The organism is Paracoccus sp. pheM1 (assembly GCF_018499825.1).
Taxonomy (GTDB): Bacteria; Pseudomonadota; Alphaproteobacteria; order Rhodobacterales; family Rhodobacteraceae; genus Paracoccus; species Paracoccus versutus.
This window is the reverse complement of sequence record NZ_JAGXCX010000002.1, coordinates 1-26,251: the sequence shown is the minus strand read 5'-3', so window position 1 is coordinate 26,251 and position 26,251 is coordinate 1. Positions and strand designations below refer to the sequence as shown.

The window sequence follows — 26,251 nt, the reverse complement described above, 5'->3', positions numbered from 1 at the left end:
CCAAAAAGGAACGCTCGGCAATTCCACCCCCTCGCCCGCCTCGCGCGGGCTTTTTCATGCGCGGCCGCCCCGCGCCGGCAGGGGCAGGATAGCATAGGCGAATCGGGGGCGCAGCAATTTATCAGGACATTTGTCCACTTTTCGGTTGACGTGGACATTTGTCCATGCAATCTTCATCTCAACGGCGCACCCCACCCCACCGCGCCAGCAGATGGAGCATCCCATGTCACGCCTGAACATCGAGAACTGCGTCGTCTGGGGCACGATTGCGTGCCTGGTCGCCGGCTTCTGGGCATCGGCCGTCGTCTTCGGCGTCCCGTTCGCCAAGCACCTCATCGAAGCCGCAACACAGCGGCCCGCCGCCTGCGCCGGCCTGAACGGCTGGGATTGCACGGCCCGCGCCGCGGAGGGCTGGTGATGCCGCACCCGGTTGACCTGAACGAGCTGGCGAACATGCCGGGGTTCGGCGCGGCCAAGACCGTGCTCCAGAAGGCCGGGCATTGGGATGAATATGCCGGCACCGGCCTGGAGCGTGAGTTCACCATCGAGATTGAGGGCACCGCGCCCATCAGGGCGACTATCACCGTCAAGGCGCGGTCAAAGGCCGAGGCTGAGAAAAAGGCTGACGACAAGATCAGCCGTGACCTGGTGGATTGGCAGGTGGATGCCAGCATGGCTGACATCGACAGCCTGGAAATCCGCGACAGCCAGGAGGGCTGGTGATGGCCTTCCAGTTCGAGCCCTACCGCATCCCGCCGCATAGCGGAAGCGAGGACATCTCGGACGCGTGGACCGAGGAAACCGACCCGGAGAACGAGCGCGGCGAGTGCTGCGAGGCGTTCTTCGACGACGAAGTGAGCGGCTACGGCTGTCACAGCGCGCTGATCGCGATCCGCGTCACCGGCGGTCTGGGGGATGACATGTGGTCGGTCAACCTGCCCCGCGACATGGCGATGAAGCTGCTGAACCCCATGACCGTGACCCGGCTGGAGAGCCTGCGCGCCGACCGGCTGGACGAAGAATAACCCGAACCGGCCGGCGCCTCCCATTCCTCCCAGCCGGCCGCCCTGCCCCTGCGGCTTTCCTCCTCCCTGGCCGCAGGGGCGACAGTTTCAAACGAGGTTTCAGATGAACCAGATTGCACCTGCTATCTTGCGCCAGTTGCTCCGCTACGATGCCCAAACCGGAAAGCTGTTCTGGCGCCAGCGCGGGTCGGAGTGGTTCAAGCAGTCCCCTCGCCGTTCACGCCAGCACGCGTGCGCGAATTGGAATTCGCGCTATGCCGGATCGGAAGCATTCACCGCGATGGGCGACGACGGATATCTCCGTGGCCGCGTGTTGGGAACGGCCTACCTTGCCCACCGTGTAATTTGGGCTCTCGAAACTGGTGAGTGGCCGCAAGAGCAGATCGATCATTCAAATGGCGACCGCGCTGATAACCGACGGGAAAACCTTCGGGAAGCAACCCCCTCTGAAAACACCCGCAACAGAAGCGTTCAGTCGAACAGCAAGAGCGGGGTTAAGGGCGTCTCGTGGGAGAAACGCCGAGGGAAATGGCGCTCCACCATCAAGCTGCACGGCAAGCAAACGCATCTAGGGCAATTCGACACCATAGAGGCCGCGCGAGCGGCCTATGACGCCGCCGTTTATGACGTGCACGGCAAGTTCGCGAGGTCCAACCCATGAAAGACATGATGAACAGCCTCCTTGGTCCAGGAATCCACGATATCCCATCTGAGGTGTATCACTCTGATCCAGCTACGCGACCCTCTCTTTCTTCCACGCTGGCGAGAATTATTCTGAACAGAAGCCCAAGGCATGCTTGGGTTTCATCACCGCGCCTCAATCCCGATCACGAAAGCAAGGACAGCAAGACCTTCGACATCGGTCGGGCCGCGCACCGGGCGGTGCTGGGCAAGGGTGGCGATTTCGTCGCGTATCCCGAGCATGTGCTGGCGAAGAACGGCGCGGCCAGCACCACGGCCGCGAAAGAATGGGCCGAGGAAATCCGCGCCCGCGGCATGACGCCGGTGAAATCCGACGAGTTCGACGCGGTGAACGACATGGCGTCAGAGATCATGGCGCGGCTCGCGTTCATGGACATCGCTTTTCCGCCGGCCCGCTCGGAGCTGACGGTCATCGCGGAAATCGACGGCGTGATGTGCCGCGCGATGATCGACCACGCGCCAGAAGATCCTCGGCAGCCGCTCTGGGACCTGAAAACCACCACCGACGCCAGCCCGGATGCGGTGATGCGCTCGATCATGGCCTATGGCTATGACATCCAGGCCGCGCACTATACCGAGGTGTGGAAGGCCGCGACGGGCGAGGATCGGGCGTTCCGGTTCGTGTTCGTCGAAAAGGAAGCGCCGCACGAATGCTGCGTCGTCCAGCTTGGTGGCGACAGCATGGTCATGGCGCGCAAGCGCACCGCCCGGGCGCGCGAAATGTGGCGGCATTGCCTGACCACCGGACAATGGCCGGGATACCCCGCTGAAATCGTCCAGCTGGAGTTGCCCGAGTTCTACCAGGCGCGCTGGCTGGAGCGTGAAACGTTCGAGGCCGAGGTGAAGAAAGCCACCGGCCGCGATGTCCTTGAAGCCGCCTACAGGTGGCAGGCCCCCGAAAATCATGGAGAAACGCCGTGGGCATGATCCGCTTCATTCCGGTCGCCGAACTGAACGACCCTCTCACCCTGTCCATCGGGCTGTCCGGCGGATCCGGCACCGGGAAGACCTATACCGCGCTGCTGATGGCTCGCGGCATCGCGGAGACGATGACGGGCCGCAAGGGCGCGCCCATCGGCTATGTCGATACCGAGAACCGCCGAGCGCTGCACTACAAGGCGGCATTCCCCGAGATGTGCCATTTCGACTTCAAGGCGGTGGACGAGGCCGGCAACCTGGTCGGGTTCGGCCCGGAACGGTGGATCGAGGTCATCGATGCCGCGGAGGCCGCCGGCCTGCCGGTGCTGATCCTCGACAGCTTCTCTCACGCCTGGGAAGGCGTCGGCGGGGTCCTCGACCTGCACGCCACGACGCTGGAGCGCCTGACCGGCGGAGACGGATCTTTGGCCGACAAGCGCAGCCAGCTCGCCTGGGCAGAGGTGAAACCGCGCTATCGGCGTCTTATCGATCGCATCGTGCGCGCCAAGACGAACATCATCATCTGCACCCGCGCCAAGCCGGTCATGCAGAGCGGATTCGGCAACAAGGCAAAGAACGCCCGCAAGACCAAGACCCGCCGCGAGGATGTGCCTTGGGACCCGGCCAGCGATGGCGACCTGATGTTCGAGATGACGACGATGGTCATCCTCGACCCGTCGGCGCCCGGCTGCCCGGTCCACCAGATCAAGGTCGCTGACCAGTTCAAGACGCTGCTGGACCCGCGGCGCCCGATGGGAGTGGACACGGGCCGAGCTATGGCCGAGTGGGCGAAGGGCCAGGGCGACGCGCAGCGGCAAAAGGAGATCCTGGACGCCGCGCGGGCGCAGGCTCGCACCGGCACCGACGCGATGCGGACCTGGTGGAAGGAGAACCCGGATAAGGCAGCGGTTGCCCGGTCCATCCTGTCCGAATTGCAGGACCTGGCTGCGGCCGCTGATCGCGATACCGCGGCGGTAGCGGACGATCCGTTTGCGAACCTTGCCGATGATGACGGCATGACGCCTGAGCAGCGCGCCGAGCTGGAGGCGGCCGAATCCGCGTTCCGCTCCAGCCATACTGAAACCGCCTGAACCCTGCCGCCGCGTCTCTGATCGCCGGGCGCGGACCACTCCCCGGCTGGCCTGTTCGCCATCGCCAGCCGGGGCTTTTCCAGAGAGGAACCAACCATGCAGGACAACGACACCTATACCGTCGCCGCCGAGGAACTGCGCCAATTCGTGGAACGGATCGAGCAGCTCGAAAGCGAAAAGCGCGACATCTCGGACCAGATCAAAGAGGTCTACGCCGAGGCAAAAGGCCGCGGATATGACGGCCCCGCTTTGCGCCAGATCGTCGCCCTGCGCCGGAAGGACAAGGACCAGGTTGCCGAAGAAGAGGCGGTGCTGGAAATCTACAAAGCCGCCCTCGGCATGGCCTGACGAAATCCTGGGCGACTGGTTCTGACCGGCCCTAGCGCAAAAGGAGCGCACCGCATGCAGTTTGAAATCAAATCCCGCAGGACCAGATCCGTTATCTTCACGGCTGAAATCGAGGCGGACGAAAGCGCCAGCGCCAGCATCAAACTCGGCTTGGCGGTGAAAGTTGCAGTTAAAGCCCGTGCCAACCTGGGCGGTGCCTACCTGGGCGGTGCCTACCTGGGCGGTGCCTACCTGGGCGGTGCCAACCTGGGCGGTGCCAACCTGGGCGGTGCCAACCTGCGCGGTGCCAACCTGGGCGATGCCTACCTGGGCGGTGCCTACCTGGGCGATGCCTACCTGGGCGGTGCCTACCTGGGCGATGCCTACCTGGGCGGTGCCTACCTGGGCGGTGCCAACCTGAATGGAACTTGCGGCCTCAATCCCTGGATCAAGAACATCCAGGTCGAGGACTGGCCGATCAGCTACACCTCGGATGTCATGCAGATCGGATGCCAGCGGCATTCTTTCGATGCGTGGCGCAATTTCAGCGATGCGGAAATCCGCGCGATGGATGGTCGTAAGGCGCTGGATTTCTGGAAAAAATGGAAAAGCTGGATCTTCCAGACCATCGATATGGCCCCCGCGCAGCCTACCAAAGCGGCCGATCCCGTTGAGACGGAGGCCGCAGAATGAGCGCCCAAGACACGGCAGAACTGGAACGACTTGACGACATCCTGCGCGACCCTCTTTCCGGGCTGACCTGGGACAACCGCATCATGGCGGCTGACGCGATCCGCGAAGTCCTCGCCGACCGCAAGGCAGAGGCCGGCATGCGCGCCCTGCTGCTGGCTGGCTGCGACCTGCTGTCTATCGAGGCCGAGGGCCTGCGCGACGGTATCAGCGTCAATGGCGTCATGTGTCCCTGTCCCGAGGATCAGGCCACTGTCGAGGCCGTCCGCGAGTTCGAGGACTGGATCGCCAGCGTCAAGGACACGCTCTACCCCATCACCCCGACCGAAGGAGGCAGCGATGCAGAATGATGCGCCGGAATGGATCGACGTTGCGTTTGCTGAGGGGTTCGGCTGGTCCACCTATGCAGCCCATGATGGCGACAAAACCCGGTTCGTCCGCTCCGACCTCTGCGCCTCGGGCCAGCAGGTGCGGGCATTGGTGGATGCTCTAGAGCGTATTGCAGGGCAGAAGGGTGAGTATTCGAGACCCTTTCCTGAAACAGAAGACGGCTACGGAACATATGCTGTCATGCTGGCAAGGGAAACTCTCGCCGCCCTGACGCCAGCCCCGCAGCCCGAGGGGCAGGTGCCTGTAGGCGCGGATGCACTGATTGATCTGATCGAGGAACTCGGGCGCGAAGTCTATTATATGCTGGATGATTGCGAAACCAGCGGCCCTGTTGGGGAGGAAGTCCACACCATCACGACAGAGGCGCTGGAAAAGGTATCCGCAATACTTGATCGTATCGAAACCCTGCCGTTCGAGGTGCCGGGCGTGATCCTTGGCCCCGGCGCAATGCTTCAGGAGGCCATCAAGCAGACGTTTCTGACGCCTGCGCCCGACGCCGCGAGGCAAGCCATGCTATGCGCTGTTGCTTTCGAGGCGGGGCTGAAATCGGCAACCGAAGTCGTTGCTAACTATCATATCTGCGAGGCCATCCTTGCGCGCGAAAACCCCTATATCGCCGCTTCCTTTGCGCCCGACGCCGCGCAGACGGAGGCGGCTGGCCGCGAGTGGTGGATTGTTATGGACCATGGATTTTATCGTGCTTGTCCTCGGAAGCCCGCCCACCGAAATCCTGTTCTCGCCCGAGAAGTCATTGCCGCCCACCCCGCCGCGCCTGCACCGGGGATCGCGGAGGCGATGGAATGGCAGCCGCCTAGAACTGACTACGAGGCGGTTGCTCGTATGGCAGTTGACGGGGACGCCGACCCCATTGGAACAGCCCGCAGAAACTATCCGCATCTGTTCCCCTCTGAAATGGAAAAATGCCATTGTGTTACGCGATACGGACCTGATCCGCAGTGCAAAACGTGCGGCGGCTACGGAGATGTTGAGGTTTACGTTAGAGCCCACCCCGCCGCGCCTGCACCGGGGATCGCAGTCGAGGATGCTATAGCGGCGATTATGGCCTTGCCGCTGCTCCCCGTCGCTTTGGTGGAAGGCTTTGTCAGCCGCAAGGAAGTGATCGCTGCCCTTCGCGCACTCGCCAATGGAGAGAGCCATGACTGATGCACAGATCACCCCGGAGGTGGTGGAGCGCTATGTCATGGAGGCCGAGGATGACAAGTGCGTCCCGGTCAGAGATCCGTGGGGCCGATGGGTCCGAGCCTCCGACTACGACGCCCTTGCCCAGGAGAACGCCGCACTGAAAGCCGAGAACGAGCGGCTAAGCGACCTGTATCACACCCAGATCACCCGCAACGAATACCTGACCATCGAAAACGCCGCATGGCAAAAGTCCGCCCGACAGATGGAAGCCCAAGCTGCCGCCATCGAGGCCGAGACCATCGAGCGGTGTGCGGAGCTGGTCGTGCCTAGCAATTTGCGGCAAGAAATCCGCGCCCTGCCTCGCGTGTCCGACCCCGACGCCCTCAAGCGGGCGGTGGATGCGGCCGTGCTGGCCGAGCGGCAGGCGTGCGCCGAGATCGCTGAGAATCGGGCACAAGCATACGAGGCCCAAAAGGCGTTACCCCTCCGAAACATAACCCTGCTGGATCAAAAAGCAGACACCGCTCGGATCATCGCAGCCGCCATCCTCGCCCGCACGGAGACCAGCCATGACTGACCACGACAAGGCCCGCGATCACGTGAAAGAGCTGCGGGCATGGGCTGACTGGTGCGTGTCCTGCGCCTGCGGGAACGTGCCAACCGAGTCCGGTGACGCCTATGCTGTTCTGGACCAGCTATCCGCCTCAATCGAGCGGTGCGAGAGGCTGGAAGCGGAGAACGAACGGCTGCGGAATAATAATAACCGCTTCCCCGATCTCATGGCGCGGATAGCGGCCGCGAAAGACGAGCCATTGGACACCCGTATTTCGGCTATAGTTGCTGCCGTGGCGGCGATGCCGAGCCATTTCGGCCGGTATCAATGGGAGATCGGGCGCGTTCTGTTTGGAGATAAATGGGTCCACGTCTCTGGAAATGATGGCGAAGGGAGGGGGCGCCAAGCAATTGCAGCGATCCCAGGCCATTTGAGCGGTGTCGCGGAATACATCGCAGCGGCAAACCCGGATGGTGTCCTTTTGATGATCGCGGAATTGCAAGCCGCTCGCGCCGCCCTTGCCAGCGACGGGAGGGCGTGAGGGATGTGGGCAGCCGTCACAATTAAGGTGGTCGATCCGGGCACCGAAATAACTGAACCGAACGGGACCAAACACATTGTCACGGACAATAATGCCGTGCGCGTCGGACGCGTGATGCATGTGACAAAGTGGATGTATGAGGCGTTGCGTCACGCGTCCGACCCCCGCCGCACCGCACAGGGAGGCGGGGATGAGTGAGCTGGATAAGCTGATCGGGGCTGTTGAACGAGGGGAACCCAATCGCAATGACGGAACTCTATTTCGTCTGTTCGGCGATGATTGGGTCCACGCCTGGGATGTGATTGATAGAGGCTCCCTCGACGCCGCCATGGCGCTGCATGAGGCACTGCTGCCGGGGTGGAGTGTCACGCTCGAAAACGATGACGGGAACATTCACGCGGCAGTCTGGCCGCGCGGTGAAATCGGTGAGCAGCACGGATCGCAAGGCCCCACGCTGGCCCGCGCCCTCTTGCTCGCCATCCTGCGCGCCTACCGCCAGCAGAGGGAGAGCGGGGATGAGTGAGCGCCCGGTTCTTGAAGCGATACGCGCCGTCCTGAAATTCAAGGACACCGCGACGATCAGCGAGGTCGCGAAGTATGCCGGCATGACGCACAAGCAGGTGCTGGACGTGCTGAACGCCAACGGTCACATGGTCTGGCGCAACCGAAAGAACGGCCACATCACCAAGGTCGATCCCCGCGCCGTCCACCGTCAGCAGCTTGTCGAGAGCGACCGCTACTATTTCCGCGAAAGCTACGGCGCATGGGCGCATGAGGGCTACTGCCTGCGCTTTAAGGGCTATGACGATCTGCGCCAATCGCTTGAGAGCAAGCACTGGACAGGCGGAATTGGCGATAGCTGGCAGATTACCAAGGTCGAGGACACGCCGGAAAACCGAGCCGCGCTTGAGGCAGCCGGGCTGAAACCGTGGTCAGAGGCCGAGGCAGACGAGCGGCTATGGCGTGAGCCGGTCAGCCCCGCACAGAGGGAGGCGTAGATGGGGAGGCCGGAAACCACGCTCAAGCGCATGCTGATCGCCAGCAAGGAAGCCGGCTATATCGTGGCCGGCGCCAAGGCCGAGGGCGACAAGATCGAACTGATATTCGAGACGCCGAAGGATGCTCTGCCCGCCGACCTGATCAATTGGAGCCGCAAGAAGTGAAGCGCTCTTTGCCGGCATATGTCTATGCAAAGGGGAAGCGTGGCTATCTCTACTTCTGCCGTTGGGGCAATACCCAGCGGATGTATACTGCCCCTGGAACGGCAGAGTTTGCCGCGGAATATGCCCTGCTGATGCGCGGCCGGCCGCCTGCTCCGAGGCGCACGATCAAGGGCCTGATCCAGAAATACATGGAATCCGAACGCTGGCCCGCTCTCGCTCAAAACACCAAGAAGTCCTATCGTCGGCATTTCGGCTACCTGGAAGAGGTTGCGGGTCACGTCGATCCGGCTACGCTGCGCACCGCCCATATCTACGAGATGCGGGACGCGCTGCGAGACACGCCGACCGATGCCAACCGAAAGATCGGCACCCTATCCACGCTGCTGGCGCATGGCGTCCGAATCGGCTGGCTGGACCGCAACCCGGCCGAGGGGGTCGAAAAGCTCAAGGGCCTGCGCCCACCGCGCGAGCCGTGGCCGGAGGCGAAGATAAAGGCGTTCAGAGAGGCAGCCGCCCCGCTGCCCTTGCTCATCTTCGAGATGCTGCTGGGGACCGGCCAGCGAATCGGGGATGTGCTGAAAATGCGCTGGGATGATATTGAGGACGGCGGGATCTGGGTTCGGCAGCAAAAGACCGGGGCGGGCATCTTCGTGCCCTTCACCGATGGGCTGGCCGCTATCCTCGAACAGACGCCACGACAGGGCGAGACAATCATAGCGCAGCCAAACGGCCGGCCGTGCAGCTACTCGTTCGCCCACAAGCTGGTGACGGAGGTGCGGGTCAAGATCGACGCCATGGCTTGGGACATACATGCTCTGCGCCATTCCGCCGCCGCCGAAATTGCCAGCCTGCCGGGCATGAGCATCGAGCATGTGATGGCAATCACGGGCCATTCGAGCGAGCAAATGGCGCGCCACTACAGCCGGAAAGCCGACATGCGCGCGAAGGCCAGAGAGGCCCAGAACGCACGGCGAACGAAGCGCGAATCGGGAAATGCAGTCTGAAACGGCATATTCGGACTATGAAAAATCAACACGTTACGGTAAAATAAAAGTGGTTCAGGAACATCTCCTTGGTCAGCGTCGTGCCCTTGCGCAGGCTCAGAAGCTCCAGGATCTGGTATTCCTTGCCGGTCAGGTTGACCGCGCGCCCGCCCACCTCGACCGAGCGCGCGTCCAGGTTCACCACCATCTCGCCGGTGCGGATCACCGACTGGCTATGGCCCTTGGAACGGCGGATGATCGCCTGGATGCGGGCGACCAGCTCCTCGCGGTTGAAGGGCTTGGTCATGTAGTCGTCGGCACCGAAGCCAAAGCCGCGCAGCTTGCTTTCGGTGTCGTCCGAGCCGGTCAGGATCAGGATCGGCGTGTCGATGCGGGACATGCGGATCTGGCGCAGGACTTCCATGCCGTGCATGTCCGGCAGGTCCAGGTCCAGCAGGATCAGGTCGTAGTCATAGAGCTTGGCAAGGTCGATGCCCTCCTCGCCCATGTCGGTGCGATAAACATTATAACTCGCGTTCGTCAGCATCAGCTCGATGCTGCGCGCCGTGGTCGGATCATCCTCGACCAGAAGGATTCGCATGTCATTTCCCCTTGCTAACCAGGCTACTGGCAAAACCTCTCAGCAAAAGGTTAATATCACGTTACCGGCTTATTTATCAAATTTGTCTCAACTTACGGTTGCCGAAATTTCTGCAGATGCGTGATTTTCAGCGCATTGCGGCCATGCTGGCGAAAGGCGCTGGCCCAGGCGTCGAACTCTTCCTCGGTCAGGCCATAGCGGCGAATCGCCTCGTCCCGCGACAAGAGGCCGTAATGCACCGCATCGACCACCGCCGCCTTGCGGCTGGCCACCCAGCGGGTCTGCGGCTGGGGCAGATCGGCCTGGGTCAGGATGCTGCCATCGGGCAGGATCACGGTGCGCAGACCGGGAGTTTTCTTCAAAAACATCGGCAAGTCCCTGTTCTCTCTGCCTCCTTGTGTCGCAAACTTCTTAAGCCCCGGTGAAGTGGCGCAGGGTTTTTCCAGGCCCGGCCCTTGAGAATTGCCGGTTTTTACCTATAAATGTCATGAACTGCGGGCCAGAGCAGCGCGCCCGCGCAAAGGACGATCCATGACAGCGCCAAGCCCCTCTCTGCGCCATGACGCGCCAGATTCGACCGTGAATTCGCTGGGCTTTGCCAAGCCGCCGGCGCAGACGCGCGTGGTCGTGGCCATGTCGGGCGGCGTGGACAGCTCGGTCGTGGCCGCGATGCTGGCCGCGCAGGGCTATGACGTGATCGGCGTGACCCTGCAGCTTTACGACCACGGTGCGGCGCTGGCGAAAAAGGGCGCCTGCTGCGCCGGGCAGGACATCCACGACGCCCGCCGCGTGGCCGAGCGCATCGGTTTTCCGCATTACGTGCTGGATTACGAGAACAGGTTCCGCGAATCGGTGATCGAGGAATTCGCCGATGCCTACCTGGCCGGTGCGACGCCGGTGCCCTGCATCCGCTGCAACGAGCGGGTGAAGTTCCGCGACCTGCTGGAGACCGCGCGCGAGCTTGATGCCGATTGCATGGCGACCGGGCATTACATCCGCCGCTTCGACGGCCCGCGCGGGGCCGAGCTGCACATGGCGGCCGACCCGGCCCGCGACCAGAGCTATTTCCTGTTCTCGACCACGCAGGAGCAGCTGGATTTCCTGCGCTTCCCGCTGGGGGGGCTGGCCAGCAAGGCCGAGACGCGGGCGCTGGCGGCGCAATACGGGCTTTCGGTCGCCGACAAGCCCGACAGCCAGGACATCTGCTTCGTGCCCGATGGCGACTATGCCGGCGTGATCGAAAAGCTGCGCCCCGGCGCCGCCGATCCGGGCGAGATCGTGGACATGGACGGCAACATCCTGGGCACGCATCGCGGCGTGATCCATTACACCATCGGCCAGCGCCGCGGCCTGGGCATCGGCGGCCTGGGCGATCCGCTTTACGTGGTGCGGCTGGAGCCCGAGACGCGGCGCGTCGTCGTCGGCCCCAAGCAGGCGCTGGCGACCCGGATCGTGCCGGTGACCGAGGTGAACTGGCTGGGCGACGAGCCCTTCGCCGGCGAGATCCCGATCACCGCCCGCATCCGCTCGACCCGGCCGCCGCGGCCGGCCATCCTGCGCGCGACCGGCGAGCGGCGCGCCGAGATCGAACTGCTGGCCCCGGAAGAAGGCGTCAGCCCCGGCCAGGCCTGCGTCTTTTACGCGACCGAAGGGACGCGCGTGCTGGGCGGCGGCTGGATCTCGCACCGCCGCGGCGGCTGAGTTCAGGCCGCCGCAGCCAGCAGGCGGATGCGCTCGACCATGGCGCGCAGCCCGTTCGAGCGCTGCGCCGAAAGATGCTCCTCCAGCCCCAGCCGTCCAAGCTCGGCGCTGGCGTCGATCGCCGCCACCTCGCCGACCGGCACGCCGGAATAAAGCGCATGCAGGATGGCGATCAGCCCGCGCACGATCAGCGCATCGCTGTCGCCCTGGAAGTCGAAGCGGCCAGCCTCGATCCGGGGCATGATCCAGACCTGGCTGGCGCAACCCTCGACCTTGGTGGCGGGCACCTGCAACGAGGCATCCATCGGCGCCATCGCCTTGCCCAGTTCGATGACATGGCGGTAGCGCTCCTCCCAATCCTCCAGGAAATCGAAGGTCTCGGCGATTTCTTCAAAGGCGGGCGTGGCCATCGGGGCATCCTCTCGCATCGGGCGGCACTGGCATAGCGCGACGGGGCGGCAAGGTCAAAGAGGCTTTCGCGCCCGCCCGACTTGGCCTATCACTGCGCCAAAGACTTGGGAAAACGGGGGCAGCCTTCATGCGGTCGGGAACCTTGGGCATTCTTGCCTGTGCGATGCTGGTGCTGGGCGGTTGCGGCCGCATGGGGGACAGCAGCCTGAACCCGTTCCGCTGGTTCGGCGGCGGCAGCGGCGCACCCCGCCAGCAGACGCTGGAGCCCGAAGGCGGCTATCCGACCGCGATCGAGGACGGCCGCCTGCCGCTGGCGCAGATCACCAGCGCGAAATGGGAGCCGCTCTACGAAGGGCGGATGCTGGTCGTGACCGGGCTTGCCGCCAGCAAGGGCTGGTGGGATGTGGCGCTGGTCACCGAGGTGCCGATGCCCAGGGGACGCATCCGCCCCGATCAGGACGGCGTGCTGCGCCTGCGGCTGGTGGGCAAGCCGCCCCTGCCCGACACCTTCGCCGCCGCCAACCCGCCGCAGCCTGCCAGCGATACGGTGACGGTGGCGCTGACGCTTCCCAACGCCGCCTTGGCGGACCTGCGCGAGGTGGTGATCGCCGGCGCCGGCAACGCCATCACGCTGCGCCGCTGACGCCGGGCCCAGGCCCGGTTCGGCAGCGCGAAAGGCTGCAGGCAAACCGCGACCGGCACGGTTGCGCCATGGGTATTTGAGGAACGGAGAAGAACCTGGCGCCGCCCTCGTCTTCTTCGTTCCTCAAATACCCATGGCGCGACATTGCCGCATCGCCTCATCCGCCATCTGATCGCCAGGCCGGAGTAGCGGGGACGAGGCGCAGGCCATGAGCCGAATGCAGGCAGGGCGGCCGCCGTGGCAGGAAAAAGGCCCGCATGACGCATGCGGGCCTTTTCGCGGAATGCCGGCGGGTGCGGCCGGTCAGGCCATCTTGCGCAGATAGGTCCAGGTCGGCACGCGGGCGGCGCGCGCCACGGACCAGCTTTCCGCATCGCCGAGATATTCGAAGCCGCAATTGGTCAGCACCCGCGCCGAGCCGGGATTGTCCTGGAACGCCTCGGCAAACAGCGTGCGCGAGCCGTGCGGATTGGCCTCGACCAGGGCCGAGACCGCCTCGGTCGCGAAGCCGGTGTTCCAGAACCCGGCCCCGATCCAGAAGCCGAGTTCGGACTGTTCCTTGTCGATCCGCGTCAGCGAGACCACGCCCAGCACCTCGGCCAGCTTGTTGGCCGAGCCGTCGATGGCCCAGACGTCCTCGTCCCGGTCAGCCGCCATGGCCCGGCGGACATAGGCTTCGGAGGCGCCGGGCGGCAAGGGATGCGGGATCGAACGGGTTCCCTCGGCCACGCGCCGATCGGCGGTGTAATGCGCGATGAGCCCGGCATCCGATGCCCGCAGCGGGCGCAGGACGAAGCGCTCGGTCACGATCTCGATCTGCCGCGCATCCGAGGAAATCAATTCGTTCATGTCACTATTCTCCCCCAATTACTCGCAATCATATGGGTGCGGCCCCTGAAAACGCGAAGGGGACCGGCCCTGCCGATCCCCCTATTTAGCACCCGAGTGTTGAAATCGGCTTACTCGGCGGCCTCGAGATTGGCGGGAAGCACGGAAATATAGGTGCGGCCCTTGAGGCCCTTCTTGAAGGCCACGTGGCCGTCGGTTAGGGCGAACAGGGTGTGGTCGCGGCCCATGCCGACGTTCTGGCCCGGCCACCAGGTGGTGCCGCGCTGACGCACGATGATGTTGCCGGCGACGGCCTGCTGGCCGCCGAAGAGTTTCACGCCGAGACGACGACCGGCCGAGTCGCGGCCGTTGCGGGACGAACCGCCTGCTTTCTTATGTGCCATGGCTCAGTCTCCTTCTGCCTCAGTTGGCGTCTTCGGCCGAAACTTCGGCTTCCGACTTCTTGGCTTTTGCCGGCTTGGCGGCCGGCTCGAGTTTGGTGCGCGCGCCGACGGCGGCTTTCACATCGGTCTTGTCGCCGCCTTTTTCAAGCAGCTCGGTGATGCGGACCAGCGTCAGCTGCTGGCGGTGGCCGCGGGTGCGCTGCGACGAATGCTTGCGGCGGCGCTTGACATAGGTGATGACCTTGTCGGCCTTGATGGTGTCGATCACCTCGGCCTGCACGGCGGCGCCGGCAACCAGCGGCGCGCCCACGGTCGCGCCGATCATCAGCACGTCGTTGAATTGGACCTTGTCGCCGGCTTCGGCGTTCAGTTTTTCGACGCGCAGCACGTCACCGGCCTGAACCCGGTATTGCTTGCCGCCCGTCTTGAGAACTGCGAACATTCCGTCTTTCCTTGCTCTGCCGCATCCTTCGGCCCCTGCCTTGCAGGTGTTGCCGGGGCCAGGCCCCGCCTTCGGACAGCGCACCCATTGTCTCGGGTGAGGTTCAAAATATGATGCCGGCAACGGACATGCGCCCGGCCGGTCGCGGGTATATCGCGGATTCGGCCGGGCAAGTCAACCGAAATGGCGGCTCAGCGCCACAGATCGCGCGCCTCCTCCACCGCAAGCCGCCGCCCCTCGCGCGGCGCGCCCAGACCGGCCGACATGAGCGGCGCCGGGCGCGGATCGGTGCCGCTATAGGCGCCGCGGGCGCGGTTGTGCGGGTGGCGCGGCGCCTCGTCCAATGACAGCACCGGGGCCGCGCAGGCATCGGTCCCCTCCAGCGCGGCCGCCCAGTCGTCGCGGCTGCGGGTGGCGATGCGCGCGGCCAGGATCGCGCGCAGCGCGGCCCAGTTCGCCGGGTCGGCGCGGTCGGGCAGGTCGGCCTCGGACAGGCCCAGTCGCCGGACCAGTTCCGCCCAGAACTGCGGCTCGATGGCGGCGATGGCCAGGAAGCCGCCGCAGGCGCAGGGATAGCAGCTGTAATAGGGCGCGCCCCCGTCCAGCAGATTGGCCTGCCGCTGGTCCCGCCACAGCCCGTTGGCGCGCAGCCCCGAGATCATCGCCATCAGATGCGCCACCCCGTCGGTGATCGCGGCATCGACCACCTGGCCCCGGCCGGTCTCGCGCGCAGCAAGGATCGCCGCCAGCATGCCCGAGACCAGATACATCGAGCCGGCGGCGAAATCGCCGACCAGGTTCAGCGGCGGCACCGGATGATCCGCGGGACCGATGGCGGAAAGCGCGCCGGTGATCGCCAGATAGGTCAGGTCGTGGCCGGCGGAATGGGCCAGCGGGCCGGTCTGGCCCCAGCCGGTCATGCGGCCATAGACCAGGCGCGGGTTTTCCGCGAAATCCTCGGGGCCGAGGCCCAGCCGCTCCATCACGCCGGGGCGCATGCCCTCGATCAGCGCATCGGCGCGCAGGATCAGGTCGCGGGCGATCCCGCGGCCCTCGGGCAATTTCAGGTCCAGTTCCAGCCAATCGCGGCCGCGGTCGAGCACGTCGCGGTCGAGCGGAAAGATCTGCGGCGCGCCGGGCCGGGCGATGCGCACCACCTGCGCGCCGTGGTCGGCAAGCCACATGGCGGCGAATGGCGTGGGGCCGATCCCGGCGATCTCGACGATGCGCAGGCTGGACAGGGCGCCGGTCATTCGCGGCCTCCGGGGGACTGGTGGGCGGTGAGGGACTCGAACCCCCGACATTCTCGGTGTAAACGAGACGCTCTACCAACTGAGCTAACCGCCCCCGTGCCGGCTGATAGCGCGATCCCGGCGTCCTTGGCAAGCACGGGCGTCACCGGCGCAGCCGCGCGATCAGCGACGAGGTGTCCCAGCGCCCGCCGCCCATGGCCTGCACCTCCTTGTAGAACTGGTCGACCAGCGCCGTCACCGGCAGGCTTGCCCCGGTCTCGTCGGCGGTGGCCAGGCAGATGCCCAGATCCTTGCGCATCCAGTCCACCGCAAAGCCGAAGTCGAAGCGGTTCTCGGCCATGGTCTGGTGGCGGTTCGCCATCTGCCAGCTGCCGGCGGCGCCCTGGCTGATCACCTCGACGACCTCGGGGATCGACAGCCCCGCCTTTTCGGCGAAATGCAGCGATTCCGACAGGCCCTGCACCAGCCCGGCAATGGCGATCTGGTTGCACATCTTGGTCAGCTGCCCCGCGCCCGAGGGGCCCATGAGCTTGCAGATCTTGGCATAGGCGGCGATCACCGGCTCGGCGCGGTCGTAATCGGCCTGCGCGCCGCCGCACATCACCGAAAGCTGGCCGCCCTCGGCCCCCGCCTGCCCGCCCGAGACCGGCGCATCGACGAAGCCCAGCCCGGCCTCGGCAGCGACCGCGGACAGCTCGCGCGTGACCGCGGCCGAGACCGTGGTGTGATCGACGAAGACCGCGCCCCGGCCCATGCCGGCAAAGGCGCCCGCCTCGCCCAGGCAGACCTGGCGCAGGTCGTCGTCATTGCCGACGCAGGCCATGACGAAGTCGGCGCCCCCGGCCGCCTCGCGTGCGGTGGCGGCCAGGCGGCCCTTGTGGCGCGCGGCCCAGGCCTCGGCCTTGGCGGGGCTGCGGTTCCAGACCGTCACCTCATGCCCGGCCGCGGCCAGGTGGCCCGCCATCGGAAAGCCCATCACCCCAAGTCCCAGAAATGCCACCCGCGCCATCAGATTCTCCCTTTCGTGTCGAAAAGGCGCGTTGATCCGGCCCGCGCCCTGCCCTATTCACCCCGATGAATTTCATCACCCGGCGCGGGGGTCAACCTCTCGTGCCCAAGCTCGGGACCGTGCCTTTTCATGGTGACACTTTTCCGCTGGCTTGTGCGCCTGACGGTCGGGCTGATCCTGCTGACCCTGGCGCTGGTGACGCTGGCCTGGTATTTCGCCATCCGCTCCTTGCCCGACTACGACGGCAGCTATGCGGTCCAGGGCATCTCGGCCCCGGTCGAGATCGTGCGCACGACCGAGGACGTGCCGCATATCTTCGGTCAAAGCGACCGCGACGTGTTCTTCGCGCTCGGGCTTGCCCATGCCCAGGACCGGCTGTTCCAGATGACCGTGCTGCGCCGTGCGGCCCAGGGCCGGCTGGCCGAGATCTATGGCATGGGCGCGCTGCCCGCCGACGACCTGGCGCGCCGGCTGGGGCTTTACCGCAATGCCCGCGCCTCGCTCGAGGCCCAGGACCCCGAGGTGCTGGACGCGCTGCAAGCCTATGCCGCGGGCATCAACGCCTGGATCGAGCAGGTCAACCTGGGCGCGCGCGGGCGCGGGGCGCCGGAGTTCTTCCTTTATCCCGACGACATCGCCTATTGGGAACCGGCGGATTCGCTGGCGATCCTGAAGCTGCTGGCGGCCTCGTCCAGCGTGCAGCTGCGCCGCGAGGTGCTGCGCGCGCGGCTGTCTCTGGCCGCTCCCGAACGCGGGCAGGATCTGGTCGCCATGCCGGGCGAGCCGCCGCTGCCCGGCTATGCCGCGCTTTTTCCGGGCGCCCGCTTTGCCGCCCCGGAACGCGGCGCCGGGCCGCGGGACTGGACGGCGACGCTGGCCGGCTATCTGGCGCCGGCGGCGGGGGCCTCGGCCAACGGCTTTGCCGCCGCGGCCGGCCGCACGGCGGCGGGAGGGGCGCTGCTGGCCAATGACCCGCAATTCGCCCTGACCGCGCCGGGCCTGTGGTATCTGGCACGGATCGAGCTTGGCTCGGGCGGGGTGATCGGCGGCACCATCCCCGGCATTCCCGCGGTGCTGTCGGGTCGCAATACCGGCCTGGCCTGGGGCATCACCCCGGCCTGGATCGACGACCAGGACCTGTATATCGAGGAGGTCCAGCCCGGCGATCCCAACCGCTATCGCGGCGCACAGGGCTGGACCGAGTTCGCGACCCGGCGCGAGACCCTGCGCATCCGCGGCGCCGAGCCGCAGACCATCACCCTGCGCGAGACCGAGAACGGCCCGGTCATCCCCGCCGCGCATCTGGACCTTGCCAGCATCCTGCCGGCCGGCCATGTCGCGGCGCTGTCCTGGACCGGCGGCCATGGCGAGGACCGCAGCATGTCGGCGCTGATCGGCCTGATGCGGGCGCAGGACCGCCAGGCGGCGACCCAGGCGCTGCGCGGCATGGTCGCCCCGGCCCTGACGGTGACGCTGGCCGATGCGCGGGGCGTGGGCCAGGTGCTGGCCGGCGCCCTGCCGCAGCGCCCCGCCGGGCACCAGACGGCGGGACGCATGCCCGCGCCGGGCTGGGTCGTGCAGAATCGCTGGCAGGGGCTCGACCCCGCACCGTCCGAGCTGGCCGAGCTGAGCCCCGAAAGCGGCATCGTCGCCGCGACCGGCGCGGCCGAGCCGGGCTGGGCCGGGCTGGGCCACGACCGGGCCGACGGCTACCGGCTGGGCCGGCTGCGCCACCTGATCGAATCGCGCGAGGTGCATTCGCGCGACAGCTTCATCGCCGCGCAGACCGACATCGTCAGCCCGGTGGCCCGCGGCCTGCTGCCGCTGGTCGGAGCAGAGCTGTGGTTCACCGGCGAACCCGCGGCCCAGGGCACGCCCGAGCGGCTGCGCCAGGATGCGCTGGCGCTGCTGGCCAATTGGGACGGCGCGATGAGCGAGCATCTGCCCGAGCCGCTGATCTATGCCGCCTGGATGCGGGCCTTGCAGGACCGGCTGGTGCGCGACGACCTCGGCCCGCTGGCGCAGGACCTGACCGAGCTGTTCCCCGTTTTCATCGACCGGGTGTTTCGCGACGCCGGCGGCGCCTCGGAATGGTGCGACATCCGCCAGTCCGCCCCTGTCGAGACCTGCACCCAGATCGCCCGGCAGGCGCTGGACGCGGCGCTGCTGGACCTGGTGGCGCGCTTTGGCCCCGACCTTGCCAGCTGGCGCTGGGGCGACCTGCACCGCGCCCGCCATGTCCACCCGGCGCTGGGGGACATGCGCGGCATCTCCTATATCGTGAACCTGATCCAGCCGACCTCGGGCGGCGAGGCGACGATCGCCCATGCCGGCTTCCTGGGCCGGGGCCGCAATCCCTGGCTGAACGTGACCGGGGCCGCCTATCGCGGCGTCTATGACCTGGCCGACCCCGACAGCTCGGTCTTCGTCATCTCGACCGGGCAATCGGGCCATCCCTTCTCGCGCCATTACGACGACATGGCCGAGCTTTGGCGGCGCGGCGAATACGTGGTCATGTCGCTGGACCCGGCGCTGGCGCGGGCGGCGGCGGCGGGCATCACCCACCTGCAACCGGCCGGCGACTAGGGGGCTTGCATCCCGCGCCCGGCCGGGCTTCCCTGCGGGCCGGGACGCAGCGAAGGACAGCCCATGGCGCGCAAGATCATCATCGACACCGACCCCGGCCAGGACGATGCCGTGGCGATCCTGCTGGCCCTGGCCAGCCCCGAGATCGAGGTGCTGGGCCTCGGCGTGGTCGCCGGCAACGTGCCGCTGCACCATACCCAGCGCAATGCCCGGATGGTCTGCGAACTGGCCGGCCGACCCGACCTGCCGGTCCATGCCGGCTGCGACGCGCCGCTGCACCGCAAGCTGATCACGGCCGAGCATGTGCATGGCAAGACCGGGCTCGACGGCGTCACCCTGCCCGAGCCGACCATGCCGCTCGCCCCCGGCCATGCCGTCGATTTCCTGATCGAGACCCTGCGCCGCGAAAAGCCGGGCAGCGTGACGCTGGTGCCGATCGGCCCCCTGACCAATATCGCCACCGCCTTCCTGCGCGCGCCCGACATCATCCCGCGGGTGCAGGAAATCGTGCTGATGGGCGGCGCCTATTTCGAGGTGGGCAACATCACCCCGACCGCCGAGTTCAACATCCATGTCGATCCCGAGGCGGCCAAGATCGTCTTTGCCAGCGGCGCACCGCTGACGGTGATGCCGCTCGACGTGACGCATCGCGCCCTGACCAGCCGCGCCTGGGTCGAGGGCATGCGCGCCATGGGCCGCGTCGGCCAGGCCGTCGCCAGCTGGACCGATTTCTTCGAACGCTACGACCGCGAGAAATACGGCAGCCAGGGCGCGCCGCTGCACGACCCCTGCACCATCGCCTGGCTGCTGAAGCCCGAACTGTTCACCGGCCGCTATATCAATGTCGAGATCGAGACCCAGGGCGAATACACCCTGGGCATGACCGTCGCCGACTGGTGGCGGGTCAGCGGCCGGACGCCCAACGCCACCTTCATCCGCGAGGTCGAGGCCGATGCCTTCTTCGCGCTGCTGACGGAACGGATCGGCGATCTGGACCGCAGGGTCGGATAGCAGCCACACCTGCCGCGGGCGGGTGGGGGTTTATTCCTCCGCCCCGCCGGGCCTGGGGTCGGGTGCCGCGGGGGGCTCGGAGGCCGCATCGTCCCGCGCCGCATCGTCTCCCGGCACCGACAGATCCTGTCCCGAGCCATCCTGCGCCGCATCGTTCCCCGTCTGCACCGGCGCATCCGCCTTGGGCGGGTCGGCCAGCGGGCCCGCGCCGTCCCCCGGCTGGGGGTCGGGTTCGGGTGCCGCCGGGGATTCGGGGGCCGCATCATCCCGCACCGCATCGTCCCCCGGCGCTCGCGCGTCCTGCCCGTCCTGTCCCGAGCCATCCTGCGGCGCGCCGTTCCCCCTCTGCTCCGGCGCATCCGCCTTGGGTGGGTCGGCCAGCGGGCCCGCGCCGATCTCGCGGTCGATGCGCTCGATCAGCACCTCGGTGACGTCGATGGATTGAGAGGCGACGAAGATCGCGCGCTGGTCCAGCACCACCACCGCGCCCCGCTCGCGCATCACCGCCGCCAGGACCGGCAGCACGGCGCGGAAGAAGGCCTGGCGCTCTTCCTCGGCCTCGGCCTGCAAGGCGCGGGGGGCGGCGTCGCGGGCGCGGCGCACCTCGACCACGCGCTTGTCGAACTCGTCGGCCCGCTTGCGGAACTCGTCGGGCGGCAGGGTCTGGCGCAGCGCCGTCAGCTCCTGCTCCTCGGCGGCGAACTGCTCGACCAGCCGCTCGTTCTCGGCCGCGATCTCGCTTCCGCGCCGCTCCAGCTCGGCCTGCACGCGCTGGCCCCAGCGCGAATGCAGATACAGCGCATCCTGGTCCAGCGTCAGGACCGGCAGCACCGCCTGGCCGTTCGGGGGCGGCGTCTCGACCACGATGGGCGCCGCCTCGGGCGTGGGCGTCCCGGCCTGCCCGGAAGGCTGCTCGGGCACGGGCTGGGCGGGCGCGCGCTCAGGCACCGCCAGCAGCGCGGCCAGGACCAGCGCCGCGATGCCGCGTCCCCCGGCCATCAGAACCGGGTCGAGATCGTCAGGTCGAAGGACTGCTCTTCGTCGTAATCCTCTTTCTTGAGGGCCTTGGCGAAGTTGAAGCGCAGCGGCCCGATCGGCGTGGTCCAGAAGATCGAGGCGCCCACCGCGGCGCGAACCTTCATGCCGTCGTCGACCTCGACCCCGTTGGTGCCGCTGGTCCGGTCCAGCCCCCAGACCGAGCCGGCATCGGCGAAAAGCCCGCCGGTGATGCCGTATTCCTCGGGCAGGCCCAGAGGGAATTGCAGCTCGGTGCGCAGCGCCCAGAAATAATTGCCGCCAAGCGCATCCTCGTTCGGCGCCGCCAGGTCACGCGGACCCAGGCCGTTCGGCTCGAAGCCGCGGATCTTGCCGTTGCCGGTAAAGCGGTTGAGGAAACGGCTGTCCTCGTCGTCCAGCATATGCACGGCGCCGGTCTCGAACTCGGCCAGCATGGTCACGTTCTCGCGCCAGGCGCGGCTTTCGACGCCGGCGTAAAGCGTGCTGGTGACGGATTTCACGTCGCCGCCCAGGCCGGCGAAATCCTGGCCGGCGCGCAGCCGGTAGCTGGTCACCGGGTCCAGCCCGGCGATGCGGCTGTCATAGCTGTAGGTATAGCCAAGCGCCGAGGTGAAATAGCCACCCTGCTCGTCATAAAGGATCTGCGACGAACCGACGAAGTTGCCTTCGGAATCCTCATGAGGCTCTTCGACGTCGAACAGCGTATCCTTGCTGAGCTTGTAGCGCAGTTCCAGCCGGCCGTTCTCGGAAACCGGGAATTCGATTCCGGTCAAGAAACCCACGGTGCGGGTGTTGTAGTCGGAATTCAGCCGGTCGGTTGTGTTGTACCAGGCCTGCACCCGCGCCCGCAGGTCGCGGCCGAGGAAATAGGGCTCGACGAAGGTCAGGCCCGAGCTTTGCGTATCCGTGCCGGTCGAAAAGGCCAGGTCCACCTGTTGCCCGCGGCCCAGGAAGTTCTTTTCCGACAGCGAGATGTTGAAGCCGACGCCGGTCGAGACGCCATAGCTGACGCCGAAGTTCAGGCTGCCGGTCGGCTGCTCCTCGACGTTCACGTCGACGATCACCTGCTCGGGCGTCGAGCCCTGGCGGCTTTCGGCCTGCACGTCGGCGAAATAACCCAGCGCGCGCAGGCGCTCGGCCGAGTTGCGGATCTCGCGCGGGTTGAAGGGGTCGCCCTCGACGGTGGCGAACTGGCGCCGGATCACCTCGTCCAGGGTGGTGGTGTTGCCTTCGATGTCGATGCGCTCGACGAAGACGCGCGGGCCGCGGGTCAGGGCAAAGGTCAGGTCCAGGGTCTGGCTGCGCTCGTTGCGGGTGACGCGCGGCTCGATATTGACGAAGTCCAGCCCCTTGCGCAGCGCCAGCGCCTCCATCCGGCGGATGGTGGTGTCGATGTCGGTCGGGTTGTAGACCGCGCCGCGCTTGACCCGGTTCTGGGCGGCGAATTCCGCCGCATCGACGCCGGGGATCTCGCTGACGGTGTTGATGGTACCGAAGGTATAGCGCGGGCCTTCGTGGATCTGGAAGGTGATGTAGAAGGCGTCGCGTTCCCGCGCCAGTTCCGGCGCCACCGCCTGCACGCGGAAATCGGCATAGCCGCGCGAGCGGTAGAAATCGGTCAGCAGCTTTTCGTCCAGCGGCACCCGCTCGGGGGCGAAGGTGTCGCGGCGGATGAAGGTGCGCAGGATGCCGGCCTGCTTGGTTTGCAGCACGTTGCGCAGCCGGCGGTCGGAAAAGGCGCGGTTGCCGACGAAGCCGATGCGCTCGATCTCGGTCACGTCGCCTTCGCGGATCTCGAAGACCAGGTCGACCTGGTTGCTGCCGCGGCGGATGATGCGCGGATCGACGCGGGCGGCCAGGCGCCCCTGCGAGGCATAGACCTGGCTGATCGCGGCGGCATCGGCCTCGGCCTGGGCGGGCGAATAGACCCGGCGCGACTGCGACTTGACGATCTCGGCCAGGTTCTCGTCCTTGAGCCGCTTGTTGCCTTCGAAGGCGACGGTGTTGATGGTGGGATATTCCGCCACCCTGACCACCAGCGTCCCGCCCGAGGGCACCAGTTCGACCGTCTCGAACAGCCCGGAATTCTGCAGCCGCTGCATGGCGTCGTTCAGCGCCCCGGCCGAGACGTCCTGGCCGCGCGGCAGGTCCAGGTAGGAGAGGATCGTGGCCGGCTCGATGCGCTGGTTGCCTTCGATCCGCACGTTGCTGAAGACAAGGGCCGAGGCGGGGGTCGCCACCATCGCGACCGGCGCGGCCACCGCCAGCGCTGAGATCAGCGCCAGCGCGCCCTTGCCGAGTTTCCTGTCCGTCATCGCCGCCCCTCGCGAATAATGCATTGCCCGGCGGGTTTGCCCCGCCATATTTGCCCCGATGGATACCGCGAAGCGGGCCATGCTGTCAAAAGCCTAGCGCCGCTCAGGGGCAGAAAAGATCGTTGGTGAGGCCCAGAACCATCAGCGACAGAACCGCCGCCAGCCCCAGCGCCGACAGGATGTCCATCACCCGGTCCGAGGGGCGCCGCCCCGCCACGGCCTCGTAGAGATAGAACATCAGGTGCCCGCCATCCAGCACCGGCACCGGCAACAGGTTCAGGAAACCGATGGCCGCCGACAGCACCGCGATCCACCAGATGAAGTTGCTGCCCCCCGCCGAAGCCGCCTGCCCCGTGGTCTCGGCGATCGAGATCGCGCCGCCCAGGTTGCAGCTGCCGATCTGGCCGGTGATCATCGCCCAGAGCCCCGAGACGGAGGAGGCGATGATGTCCCAGGTGCGCGCGGCGCCGATCCCCAGCGCCTCGGCGGCGCCGGCGGGCCGGGTCGCCGGCTCGAAATAGGTGCCGCCGCCGGTCACGCCGATCAGCCAGCGCCGGGTATAGCCGTCGTCGGTGGGCAGATCCTGCTCGCGCGCGGCCAGGGTATAGTCGGCCTCGCCCTCGCCCTCGCGCCAGACCTTCAGCAGCACCGGCCGGCCCTCGGCCTTGGCCACATGCTCGCGCAGCTCGTCGAAGCGCGAGACGGGGGCGCCGTCCATGGCCAGGATCACGTCGCCCGGCTTCAGCCCCGCCGTGGCCGCCGGGCTGCGCGGCGCAATGCCGATGACCAGCGGCGGCATCGGATGCGGGCCGGGCACGGTGATCCGCGCGCCGTCGCGCAGCACGGTCCAGTCGTGGCTGGCCCGCGCGGGCAGGTCGGCCGCGGCCGTGCCGAGGTCGCGCCAGCTTTCGACCGGCCGGCCGTCCAGCGCCAGGACGCGGTCGCCGGTCTGCAGCTGCATCTCGATGCCGGGCGGCGTCGGGTGCAGCCGGCCTACCTCGACCTCCTCGACCGGCAGTCCTTGCCAGATCGCCATGCCGGCAAAGACCAGGATCGACAGCGCGAAGTTGAAGACCGGACCCGCCGCCACGGTGGCGAAGCGCGCCCAGAGCGGCGCGCCGGTCAGGCTTTGGCGCGCACGGGCCGGCTCGACCGGCACCGAGCCGGCGCTGGCCGCATCCGCATCGCCCAGGAAGCGCACATAGCCGCCCAGCGGGACTGCCGCCACCTGCCACAGCGTGCCATGCCGGTCGCGGCGCGAGACCAGCCGCGGCCCGAAGCCCAGCGAAAAGCACTCGGCCTTGATGCCGCAAAGCCGGCCGACGATGTAATGGCCATATTCATGCACGGTGACGATGACCGACAGCGCGACGACAAAGGCCGCCGCGGTCCAGAGGAATCCGCCCATCGCGTCCAGAACCAGGCTCATGCCGCCCCCTGCCATTGCGCCGCCGCACGCCGGGCGAAGCCGTCCCAATGCAGCACCTCGGCAAGGTCGCGCGGGCTTTGCCCGAAACCCGCCTCGCGCGCGGCCAGCGCCAGCGCATGCTCGACCGCCGGGGCCATGTCGGTAAAGCGGATGCGCCCGGCGATGAAATCGTCCAGCGCCTGTTCCTTGGCGGCGTTCAGCACCGCGCCGGCGGCGCCGCCCGCCTCGATCGCCTCGCGCGCCAGGCGCAGGGCGGGCCAGCGCGCCTCGTCCGGCTGGGCAAAGGTCAGGCTGCCAAGCGCCGCCAGGTCCAGCGCCGGCACCGGCAGCGGCGCGCGCGCCGGCCAGTTCAGCGCATAGCCGATGGCATGGCGCATGTCCGGCGCCCCCAGATGCGCGATGCTGCCACCGTCGCGATGCGTGACCATGGCATGGATGATCGACTGCGGATGCACCAGCACCCGCAACCGCTCGACGCCAAGGCCAAAGAACTCATGCGCCTCGATGACTTCCAGCGCCTTGTTGAACATGCTGGCGCTGTCGATGGTGATGCGCTGGCCCATGTCCCAGTTCGGATGCCGGCTGGCCTCGGCCACGCTTGCCTGCGCCAGCCGCTCCAGCGGCCAGTCGCGGAAGGCGCCGCCCGAGGCGGTGATGGTCACATGCTCGACGCTTTCGAGGTCTTCGCCCTGAAGCGCCTGGAATATAGCGGAATGTTCGGAATCGACCGGCAGGATGCGGGCGCCGGTCTCGCGGGCGCGGGACATGACCAGCGGCCCGGCGGCGACCAGGGTTTCCTTGTTGGCAAGCGCCAGCGTGCCGCCGCGGTTCAGCACCTCCAGCCCCGGCGGCAGGCCGGCGGCGCCGACGATGGCGGAAAGCGTCCAGTCGGCGGGACGCGCGGCGGCCTCGGCCACGGCCCGCGGCCCCGCGGCGGCCTCGATGCCGCTGCCGGCCAGCGCCGCGCGCAGCTCGGCCAGGCATTGCGGCCAGGCGGTGACGGCGATCTCGGCCCGCAGCGCGCGGGCCATCTGGGCCAGGCGCGCGACATTGGCGCCGCCGGTCAGGGCAATGG

General features: G+C 67.1%; 31 protein-coding genes, 1 tRNA gene and 1 pseudogene. 20 read left to right on the top strand and 13 right to left on the bottom strand.

The window, feature by feature from the left end; all coding sequences use genetic code 11:
* Positions 1 to 223 precede the first annotated feature (223 nt).
* From KF941_RS14140 to KF941_RS14065, 16 genes are all read left to right on the top strand, one after another.
* On the top strand, positions 224 to 418 hold the full coding sequence (locus KF941_RS14140) for a hypothetical protein (RefSeq protein ID WP_214273724.1): 195 nt from the start codon (positions 224 to 226) through the stop codon (positions 416 to 418).
* Positions 415 to 723 carry a hypothetical protein gene (locus KF941_RS14135; protein ID WP_214273723.1) on the top strand — a complete coding sequence of 103 codons (309 nt, stop codon included), beginning with the start codon at positions 415 to 417 and terminating at the stop codon, positions 721 to 723. The genes KF941_RS14140 and KF941_RS14135 overlap by 4 nt, the downstream gene beginning before the upstream one ends.
* The gene (locus tag KF941_RS14130) at positions 723 to 1,025 is read left to right on the top strand and encodes a hypothetical protein (RefSeq protein ID WP_214273722.1); all 303 of its coding nucleotides are present in this window, start codon (positions 723 to 725) and stop codon (positions 1,023 to 1,025) included. The genes KF941_RS14135 and KF941_RS14130 overlap by 1 nt, the downstream gene beginning before the upstream one ends.
* A gap of 103 nt (positions 1,026 to 1,128) precedes the next feature.
* Positions 1,129 to 1,686 (top strand): HNH endonuclease, encoded by a 558-nt coding sequence (locus KF941_RS14125; protein ID WP_214273721.1) that lies wholly within the window; start codon positions 1,129 to 1,131, stop codon positions 1,684 to 1,686.
* On the top strand, positions 1,683 to 2,654 hold the full coding sequence (locus KF941_RS14120; protein WP_214273720.1) for a PD-(D/E)XK nuclease-like domain-containing protein: 972 nt from the start codon (positions 1,683 to 1,685) through the stop codon (positions 2,652 to 2,654). The genes KF941_RS14125 and KF941_RS14120 overlap by 4 nt, the downstream gene beginning before the upstream one ends.
* A complete protein-coding gene (locus KF941_RS14115) occupies positions 2,651 to 3,736 on the top strand; it encodes an AAA family ATPase (protein WP_214274587.1) in 1,086 nt (361 codons plus the stop codon). Before KF941_RS14120 ends, KF941_RS14115 begins: the two co-directional genes overlap by 4 nt.
* 96 nt (positions 3,737 to 3,832) lie before the next feature.
* A complete protein-coding gene (locus tag KF941_RS14110) occupies positions 3,833 to 4,084 on the top strand; it encodes a DUF2312 domain-containing protein (protein WP_214273719.1) in 252 nt (83 codons plus the stop codon).
* Between the two features lie 54 nt (positions 4,085 to 4,138).
* Positions 4,139 to 4,756, top strand: a complete 618-nt coding sequence (locus KF941_RS14105; RefSeq protein WP_214273718.1) for a pentapeptide repeat-containing protein — start codon at positions 4,139 to 4,141, stop codon at positions 4,754 to 4,756.
* Entirely contained in the window at positions 4,753 to 5,103 is a 351-nt protein-coding gene (locus tag KF941_RS14100) for a hypothetical protein (RefSeq protein ID WP_214273717.1), read from the top strand. The genes KF941_RS14105 and KF941_RS14100 overlap by 4 nt, the downstream gene beginning before the upstream one ends.
* The gene (locus tag KF941_RS14095; RefSeq protein ID WP_214273716.1) at positions 5,093 to 6,307 is read left to right on the top strand and encodes a hypothetical protein; all 1,215 of its coding nucleotides are present in this window, start codon (positions 5,093 to 5,095) and stop codon (positions 6,305 to 6,307) included. The genes KF941_RS14100 and KF941_RS14095 overlap by 11 nt, the downstream gene beginning before the upstream one ends.
* On the top strand, positions 6,300 to 6,863 hold the full coding sequence (locus KF941_RS14090) for a hypothetical protein (protein WP_214273715.1): 564 nt from the start codon (positions 6,300 to 6,302) through the stop codon (positions 6,861 to 6,863). Before KF941_RS14095 ends, KF941_RS14090 begins: the two co-directional genes overlap by 8 nt.
* Positions 6,856 to 7,380, top strand: a complete 525-nt coding sequence (locus KF941_RS14085) for a hypothetical protein (RefSeq protein ID WP_214273714.1) — start codon at positions 6,856 to 6,858, stop codon at positions 7,378 to 7,380. The genes KF941_RS14090 and KF941_RS14085 overlap by 8 nt, the downstream gene beginning before the upstream one ends.
* A gap of 190 nt (positions 7,381 to 7,570) precedes the next feature.
* Positions 7,571 to 7,903 (top strand): hypothetical protein, encoded by a 333-nt coding sequence (locus KF941_RS14080; protein WP_214273713.1) that lies wholly within the window; start codon positions 7,571 to 7,573, stop codon positions 7,901 to 7,903.
* Entirely contained in the window at positions 7,896 to 8,378 is a 483-nt protein-coding gene (locus tag KF941_RS14075; protein WP_214273712.1) for a hypothetical protein, read from the top strand. The genes KF941_RS14080 and KF941_RS14075 overlap by 8 nt, the downstream gene beginning before the upstream one ends.
* The gene (locus tag KF941_RS14070) at positions 8,379 to 8,543 is read left to right on the top strand and encodes a hypothetical protein (RefSeq protein ID WP_155987319.1); all 165 of its coding nucleotides are present in this window, start codon (positions 8,379 to 8,381) and stop codon (positions 8,541 to 8,543) included. It begins immediately after the preceding gene.
* Entirely contained in the window at positions 8,540 to 9,547 is a 1,008-nt protein-coding gene (locus tag KF941_RS14065) for a tyrosine-type recombinase/integrase (protein ID WP_214273711.1), read from the top strand. Before KF941_RS14070 ends, KF941_RS14065 begins: the two co-directional genes overlap by 4 nt.
* A gap of 49 nt (positions 9,548 to 9,596) precedes the next feature.
* Here the strand turns inward: KF941_RS14065 and KF941_RS14060 are convergent.
* Positions 9,597 to 10,127: pseudogene (locus tag KF941_RS14060) on the bottom strand (response regulator); the annotation flags it as partial.
* Between the two features lie 92 nt (positions 10,128 to 10,219).
* Positions 10,220 to 10,495: a DUF1153 domain-containing protein gene (locus KF941_RS14055; RefSeq protein WP_036754658.1), complete on the bottom strand. Its 276-nt coding sequence runs from the start codon at positions 10,493 to 10,495 to the stop codon at positions 10,220 to 10,222.
* A gap of 163 nt (positions 10,496 to 10,658) precedes the next feature.
* Here KF941_RS14055 and mnmA point away from each other — a divergent pair, with 163 nt between their 5' ends.
* A complete protein-coding gene (gene mnmA / locus KF941_RS14050) occupies positions 10,659 to 11,828 on the top strand; it encodes a tRNA 2-thiouridine(34) synthase MnmA (RefSeq protein ID WP_036754660.1) in 1,170 nt (389 codons plus the stop codon).
* A 2-nt stretch (positions 11,829 to 11,830) separates the two neighbouring features.
* Here mnmA and KF941_RS14045 read toward each other — a convergent pair whose 3' ends face one another.
* Positions 11,831 to 12,238: a SufE family protein gene (locus tag KF941_RS14045; RefSeq protein ID WP_036754663.1), complete on the bottom strand. Its 408-nt coding sequence runs from the start codon at positions 12,236 to 12,238 to the stop codon at positions 11,831 to 11,833.
* A gap of 128 nt (positions 12,239 to 12,366) precedes the next feature.
* Here KF941_RS14045 and KF941_RS14040 point away from each other — a divergent pair, with 128 nt between their 5' ends.
* Complete coding sequence (locus KF941_RS14040; protein WP_072463548.1) at positions 12,367 to 12,882, top strand: hypothetical protein; 516 nt, start codon at positions 12,367 to 12,369, stop codon at positions 12,880 to 12,882.
* A 303-nt stretch (positions 12,883 to 13,185) separates the two neighbouring features.
* Here the strand turns inward: KF941_RS14040 and KF941_RS14035 are convergent, their stop codons facing one another.
* The 6 genes from KF941_RS14035 to KF941_RS14010 form a co-directional block, all read right to left on the bottom strand.
* Positions 13,186 to 13,731, bottom strand: a complete 546-nt coding sequence (locus KF941_RS14035) for a GNAT family N-acetyltransferase (protein ID WP_036754676.1) — start codon at positions 13,729 to 13,731, stop codon at positions 13,186 to 13,188.
* A gap of 110 nt (positions 13,732 to 13,841) precedes the next feature.
* Complete coding sequence (gene rpmA / locus KF941_RS14030; RefSeq protein WP_036754679.1) at positions 13,842 to 14,114, bottom strand: 50S ribosomal protein L27; 273 nt, start codon at positions 14,112 to 14,114, stop codon at positions 13,842 to 13,844.
* A gap of 19 nt (positions 14,115 to 14,133) precedes the next feature.
* On the bottom strand, positions 14,134 to 14,556 hold the full coding sequence (gene rplU, locus KF941_RS14025; protein ID WP_036754682.1) for a 50S ribosomal protein L21: 423 nt from the start codon (positions 14,554 to 14,556) through the stop codon (positions 14,134 to 14,136).
* 191 nt (positions 14,557 to 14,747) lie between these two features.
* Positions 14,748 to 15,809 carry a CaiB/BaiF CoA-transferase family protein gene (locus tag KF941_RS14020; RefSeq protein WP_214273709.1) on the bottom strand — a complete coding sequence of 354 codons (1,062 nt, stop codon included), beginning with the start codon at positions 15,807 to 15,809 and terminating at the stop codon, positions 14,748 to 14,750.
* 18 nt (positions 15,810 to 15,827) lie between these two features.
* Positions 15,828 to 15,903 (bottom strand) — tRNA-Val (locus KF941_RS14015).
* 48 nt (positions 15,904 to 15,951) lie between these two features.
* Positions 15,952 to 16,818: an NAD(P)-dependent oxidoreductase gene (locus KF941_RS14010; protein WP_214273708.1), complete on the bottom strand. Its 867-nt coding sequence runs from the start codon at positions 16,816 to 16,818 to the stop codon at positions 15,952 to 15,954.
* A gap of 129 nt (positions 16,819 to 16,947) precedes the next feature.
* On the opposite strand from KF941_RS14010, the gene KF941_RS14005 reads away from it, so the two are divergent.
* Both KF941_RS14005 and KF941_RS14000 read left to right on the top strand, forming a co-directional pair.
* A complete protein-coding gene (locus tag KF941_RS14005; protein WP_116220782.1) occupies positions 16,948 to 19,404 on the top strand; it encodes a penicillin acylase family protein in 2,457 nt (818 codons plus the stop codon).
* 63 nt (positions 19,405 to 19,467) lie between these two features.
* A complete protein-coding gene (locus KF941_RS14000) occupies positions 19,468 to 20,415 on the top strand; it encodes a nucleoside hydrolase (RefSeq protein WP_036754696.1) in 948 nt (315 codons plus the stop codon).
* Positions 20,416 to 20,445: 30 nt separating this feature from the next.
* Here the strand turns inward: KF941_RS14000 and KF941_RS28040 are convergent, their stop codons facing one another.
* From KF941_RS28040 to dxr, 4 genes are all read right to left on the bottom strand, one after another.
* A complete protein-coding gene (locus KF941_RS28040; RefSeq protein WP_240540430.1) occupies positions 20,446 to 21,414 on the bottom strand; it encodes an OmpH family outer membrane protein in 969 nt (322 codons plus the stop codon).
* Entirely contained in the window at positions 21,414 to 23,747 is a 2,334-nt protein-coding gene (gene bamA / locus KF941_RS13990) for an outer membrane protein assembly factor BamA (RefSeq protein ID WP_114535477.1), read from the bottom strand. The genes KF941_RS28040 and bamA overlap by 1 nt, the downstream gene beginning before the upstream one ends.
* A 103-nt stretch (positions 23,748 to 23,850) precedes the next feature.
* Entirely contained in the window at positions 23,851 to 25,176 is a 1,326-nt protein-coding gene (rseP, locus tag KF941_RS13985) for an RIP metalloprotease RseP (protein WP_072462789.1), read from the bottom strand.
* The coding region (gene dxr, locus KF941_RS13980) for a 1-deoxy-D-xylulose-5-phosphate reductoisomerase (RefSeq protein ID WP_214273707.1) at positions 25,173 to 26,251 on the bottom strand (1,079 nt) is incomplete at its 5' end. The genes dxr and rseP, both read right to left, overlap by 4 nt.

Excerpts from the sequence above, each read along its gene's own strand:
- KF941_RS14095 (WP_214273716.1), top strand. The coding sequence starts at position 5,093 with ATGCAGAATGATGCGCCGGAATGGATCGACGTTGCGTTTGCTGAGGGG.
- rpmA (WP_036754679.1), bottom strand. The coding sequence starts at position 14,114 with ATGGCACATAAGAAAGCAGGCGGTTCGTCCCGCAACGGCCGCGACTCG.
- KF941_RS28040 (WP_240540430.1), bottom strand. The coding sequence starts at position 21,414 with ATGGCCGGGGGACGCGGCATCGCGGCGCTGGTCCTGGCCGCGCTGCTG.
- KF941_RS14035 (WP_036754676.1), bottom strand. The coding sequence starts at position 13,731 with ATGAACGAATTGATTTCCTCGGATGCGCGGCAGATCGAGATCGTGACC.
- KF941_RS14085 (WP_214273714.1), top strand. The coding sequence starts at position 6,856 with ATGACTGACCACGACAAGGCCCGCGATCACGTGAAAGAGCTGCGGGCA.
- KF941_RS14070 (WP_155987319.1), top strand. The coding sequence starts at position 8,379 with ATGGGGAGGCCGGAAACCACGCTCAAGCGCATGCTGATCGCCAGCAAG.
- KF941_RS14125 (WP_214273721.1), top strand. The coding sequence starts at position 1,129 with ATGAACCAGATTGCACCTGCTATCTTGCGCCAGTTGCTCCGCTACGAT.
- bamA (WP_114535477.1), bottom strand. The coding sequence starts at position 23,747 with ATGACGGACAGGAAACTCGGCAAGGGCGCGCTGGCGCTGATCTCAGCG.
- KF941_RS14000 (WP_036754696.1), top strand. The coding sequence starts at position 19,468 with ATGGCGCGCAAGATCATCATCGACACCGACCCCGGCCAGGACGATGCC.
- KF941_RS14075 (WP_214273712.1), top strand. The coding sequence starts at position 7,896 with ATGAGTGAGCGCCCGGTTCTTGAAGCGATACGCGCCGTCCTGAAATTC.
- KF941_RS14055 (WP_036754658.1), bottom strand. The coding sequence starts at position 10,495 with ATGTTTTTGAAGAAAACTCCCGGTCTGCGCACCGTGATCCTGCCCGAT.
- rseP (WP_072462789.1), bottom strand. The coding sequence starts at position 25,176 with ATGAGCCTGGTTCTGGACGCGATGGGCGGATTCCTCTGGACCGCGGCG.
- KF941_RS14140 (WP_214273724.1), top strand. The coding sequence starts at position 224 with ATGTCACGCCTGAACATCGAGAACTGCGTCGTCTGGGGCACGATTGCG.
- KF941_RS14040 (WP_072463548.1), top strand. The coding sequence starts at position 12,367 with ATGCGGTCGGGAACCTTGGGCATTCTTGCCTGTGCGATGCTGGTGCTG.
- KF941_RS14020 (WP_214273709.1), bottom strand. The coding sequence starts at position 15,809 with ATGACCGGCGCCCTGTCCAGCCTGCGCATCGTCGAGATCGCCGGGATC.
- KF941_RS14130 (WP_214273722.1), top strand. The coding sequence starts at position 723 with ATGGCCTTCCAGTTCGAGCCCTACCGCATCCCGCCGCATAGCGGAAGC.
- KF941_RS14105 (WP_214273718.1), top strand. The coding sequence starts at position 4,139 with ATGCAGTTTGAAATCAAATCCCGCAGGACCAGATCCGTTATCTTCACG.
- KF941_RS14080 (WP_214273713.1), top strand. The coding sequence starts at position 7,571 with ATGAGTGAGCTGGATAAGCTGATCGGGGCTGTTGAACGAGGGGAACCC.
- KF941_RS14045 (WP_036754663.1), bottom strand. The coding sequence starts at position 12,238 with ATGGCCACGCCCGCCTTTGAAGAAATCGCCGAGACCTTCGATTTCCTG.
- KF941_RS14120 (WP_214273720.1), top strand. The coding sequence starts at position 1,683 with ATGAAAGACATGATGAACAGCCTCCTTGGTCCAGGAATCCACGATATC.
- KF941_RS14005 (WP_116220782.1), top strand. The coding sequence starts at position 16,948 with ATGGTGACACTTTTCCGCTGGCTTGTGCGCCTGACGGTCGGGCTGATC.
- KF941_RS14090 (WP_214273715.1), top strand. The coding sequence starts at position 6,300 with ATGACTGATGCACAGATCACCCCGGAGGTGGTGGAGCGCTATGTCATG.
- KF941_RS14100 (WP_214273717.1), top strand. The coding sequence starts at position 4,753 with ATGAGCGCCCAAGACACGGCAGAACTGGAACGACTTGACGACATCCTG.
- KF941_RS14010 (WP_214273708.1), bottom strand. The coding sequence starts at position 16,818 with ATGGCGCGGGTGGCATTTCTGGGACTTGGGGTGATGGGCTTTCCGATG.
- mnmA (WP_036754660.1), top strand. The coding sequence starts at position 10,659 with ATGACAGCGCCAAGCCCCTCTCTGCGCCATGACGCGCCAGATTCGACC.
- KF941_RS14110 (WP_214273719.1), top strand. The coding sequence starts at position 3,833 with ATGCAGGACAACGACACCTATACCGTCGCCGCCGAGGAACTGCGCCAA.
- rplU (WP_036754682.1), bottom strand. The coding sequence starts at position 14,556 with ATGTTCGCAGTTCTCAAGACGGGCGGCAAGCAATACCGGGTTCAGGCC.
- KF941_RS14115 (WP_214274587.1), top strand. The coding sequence starts at position 2,651 with ATGATCCGCTTCATTCCGGTCGCCGAACTGAACGACCCTCTCACCCTG.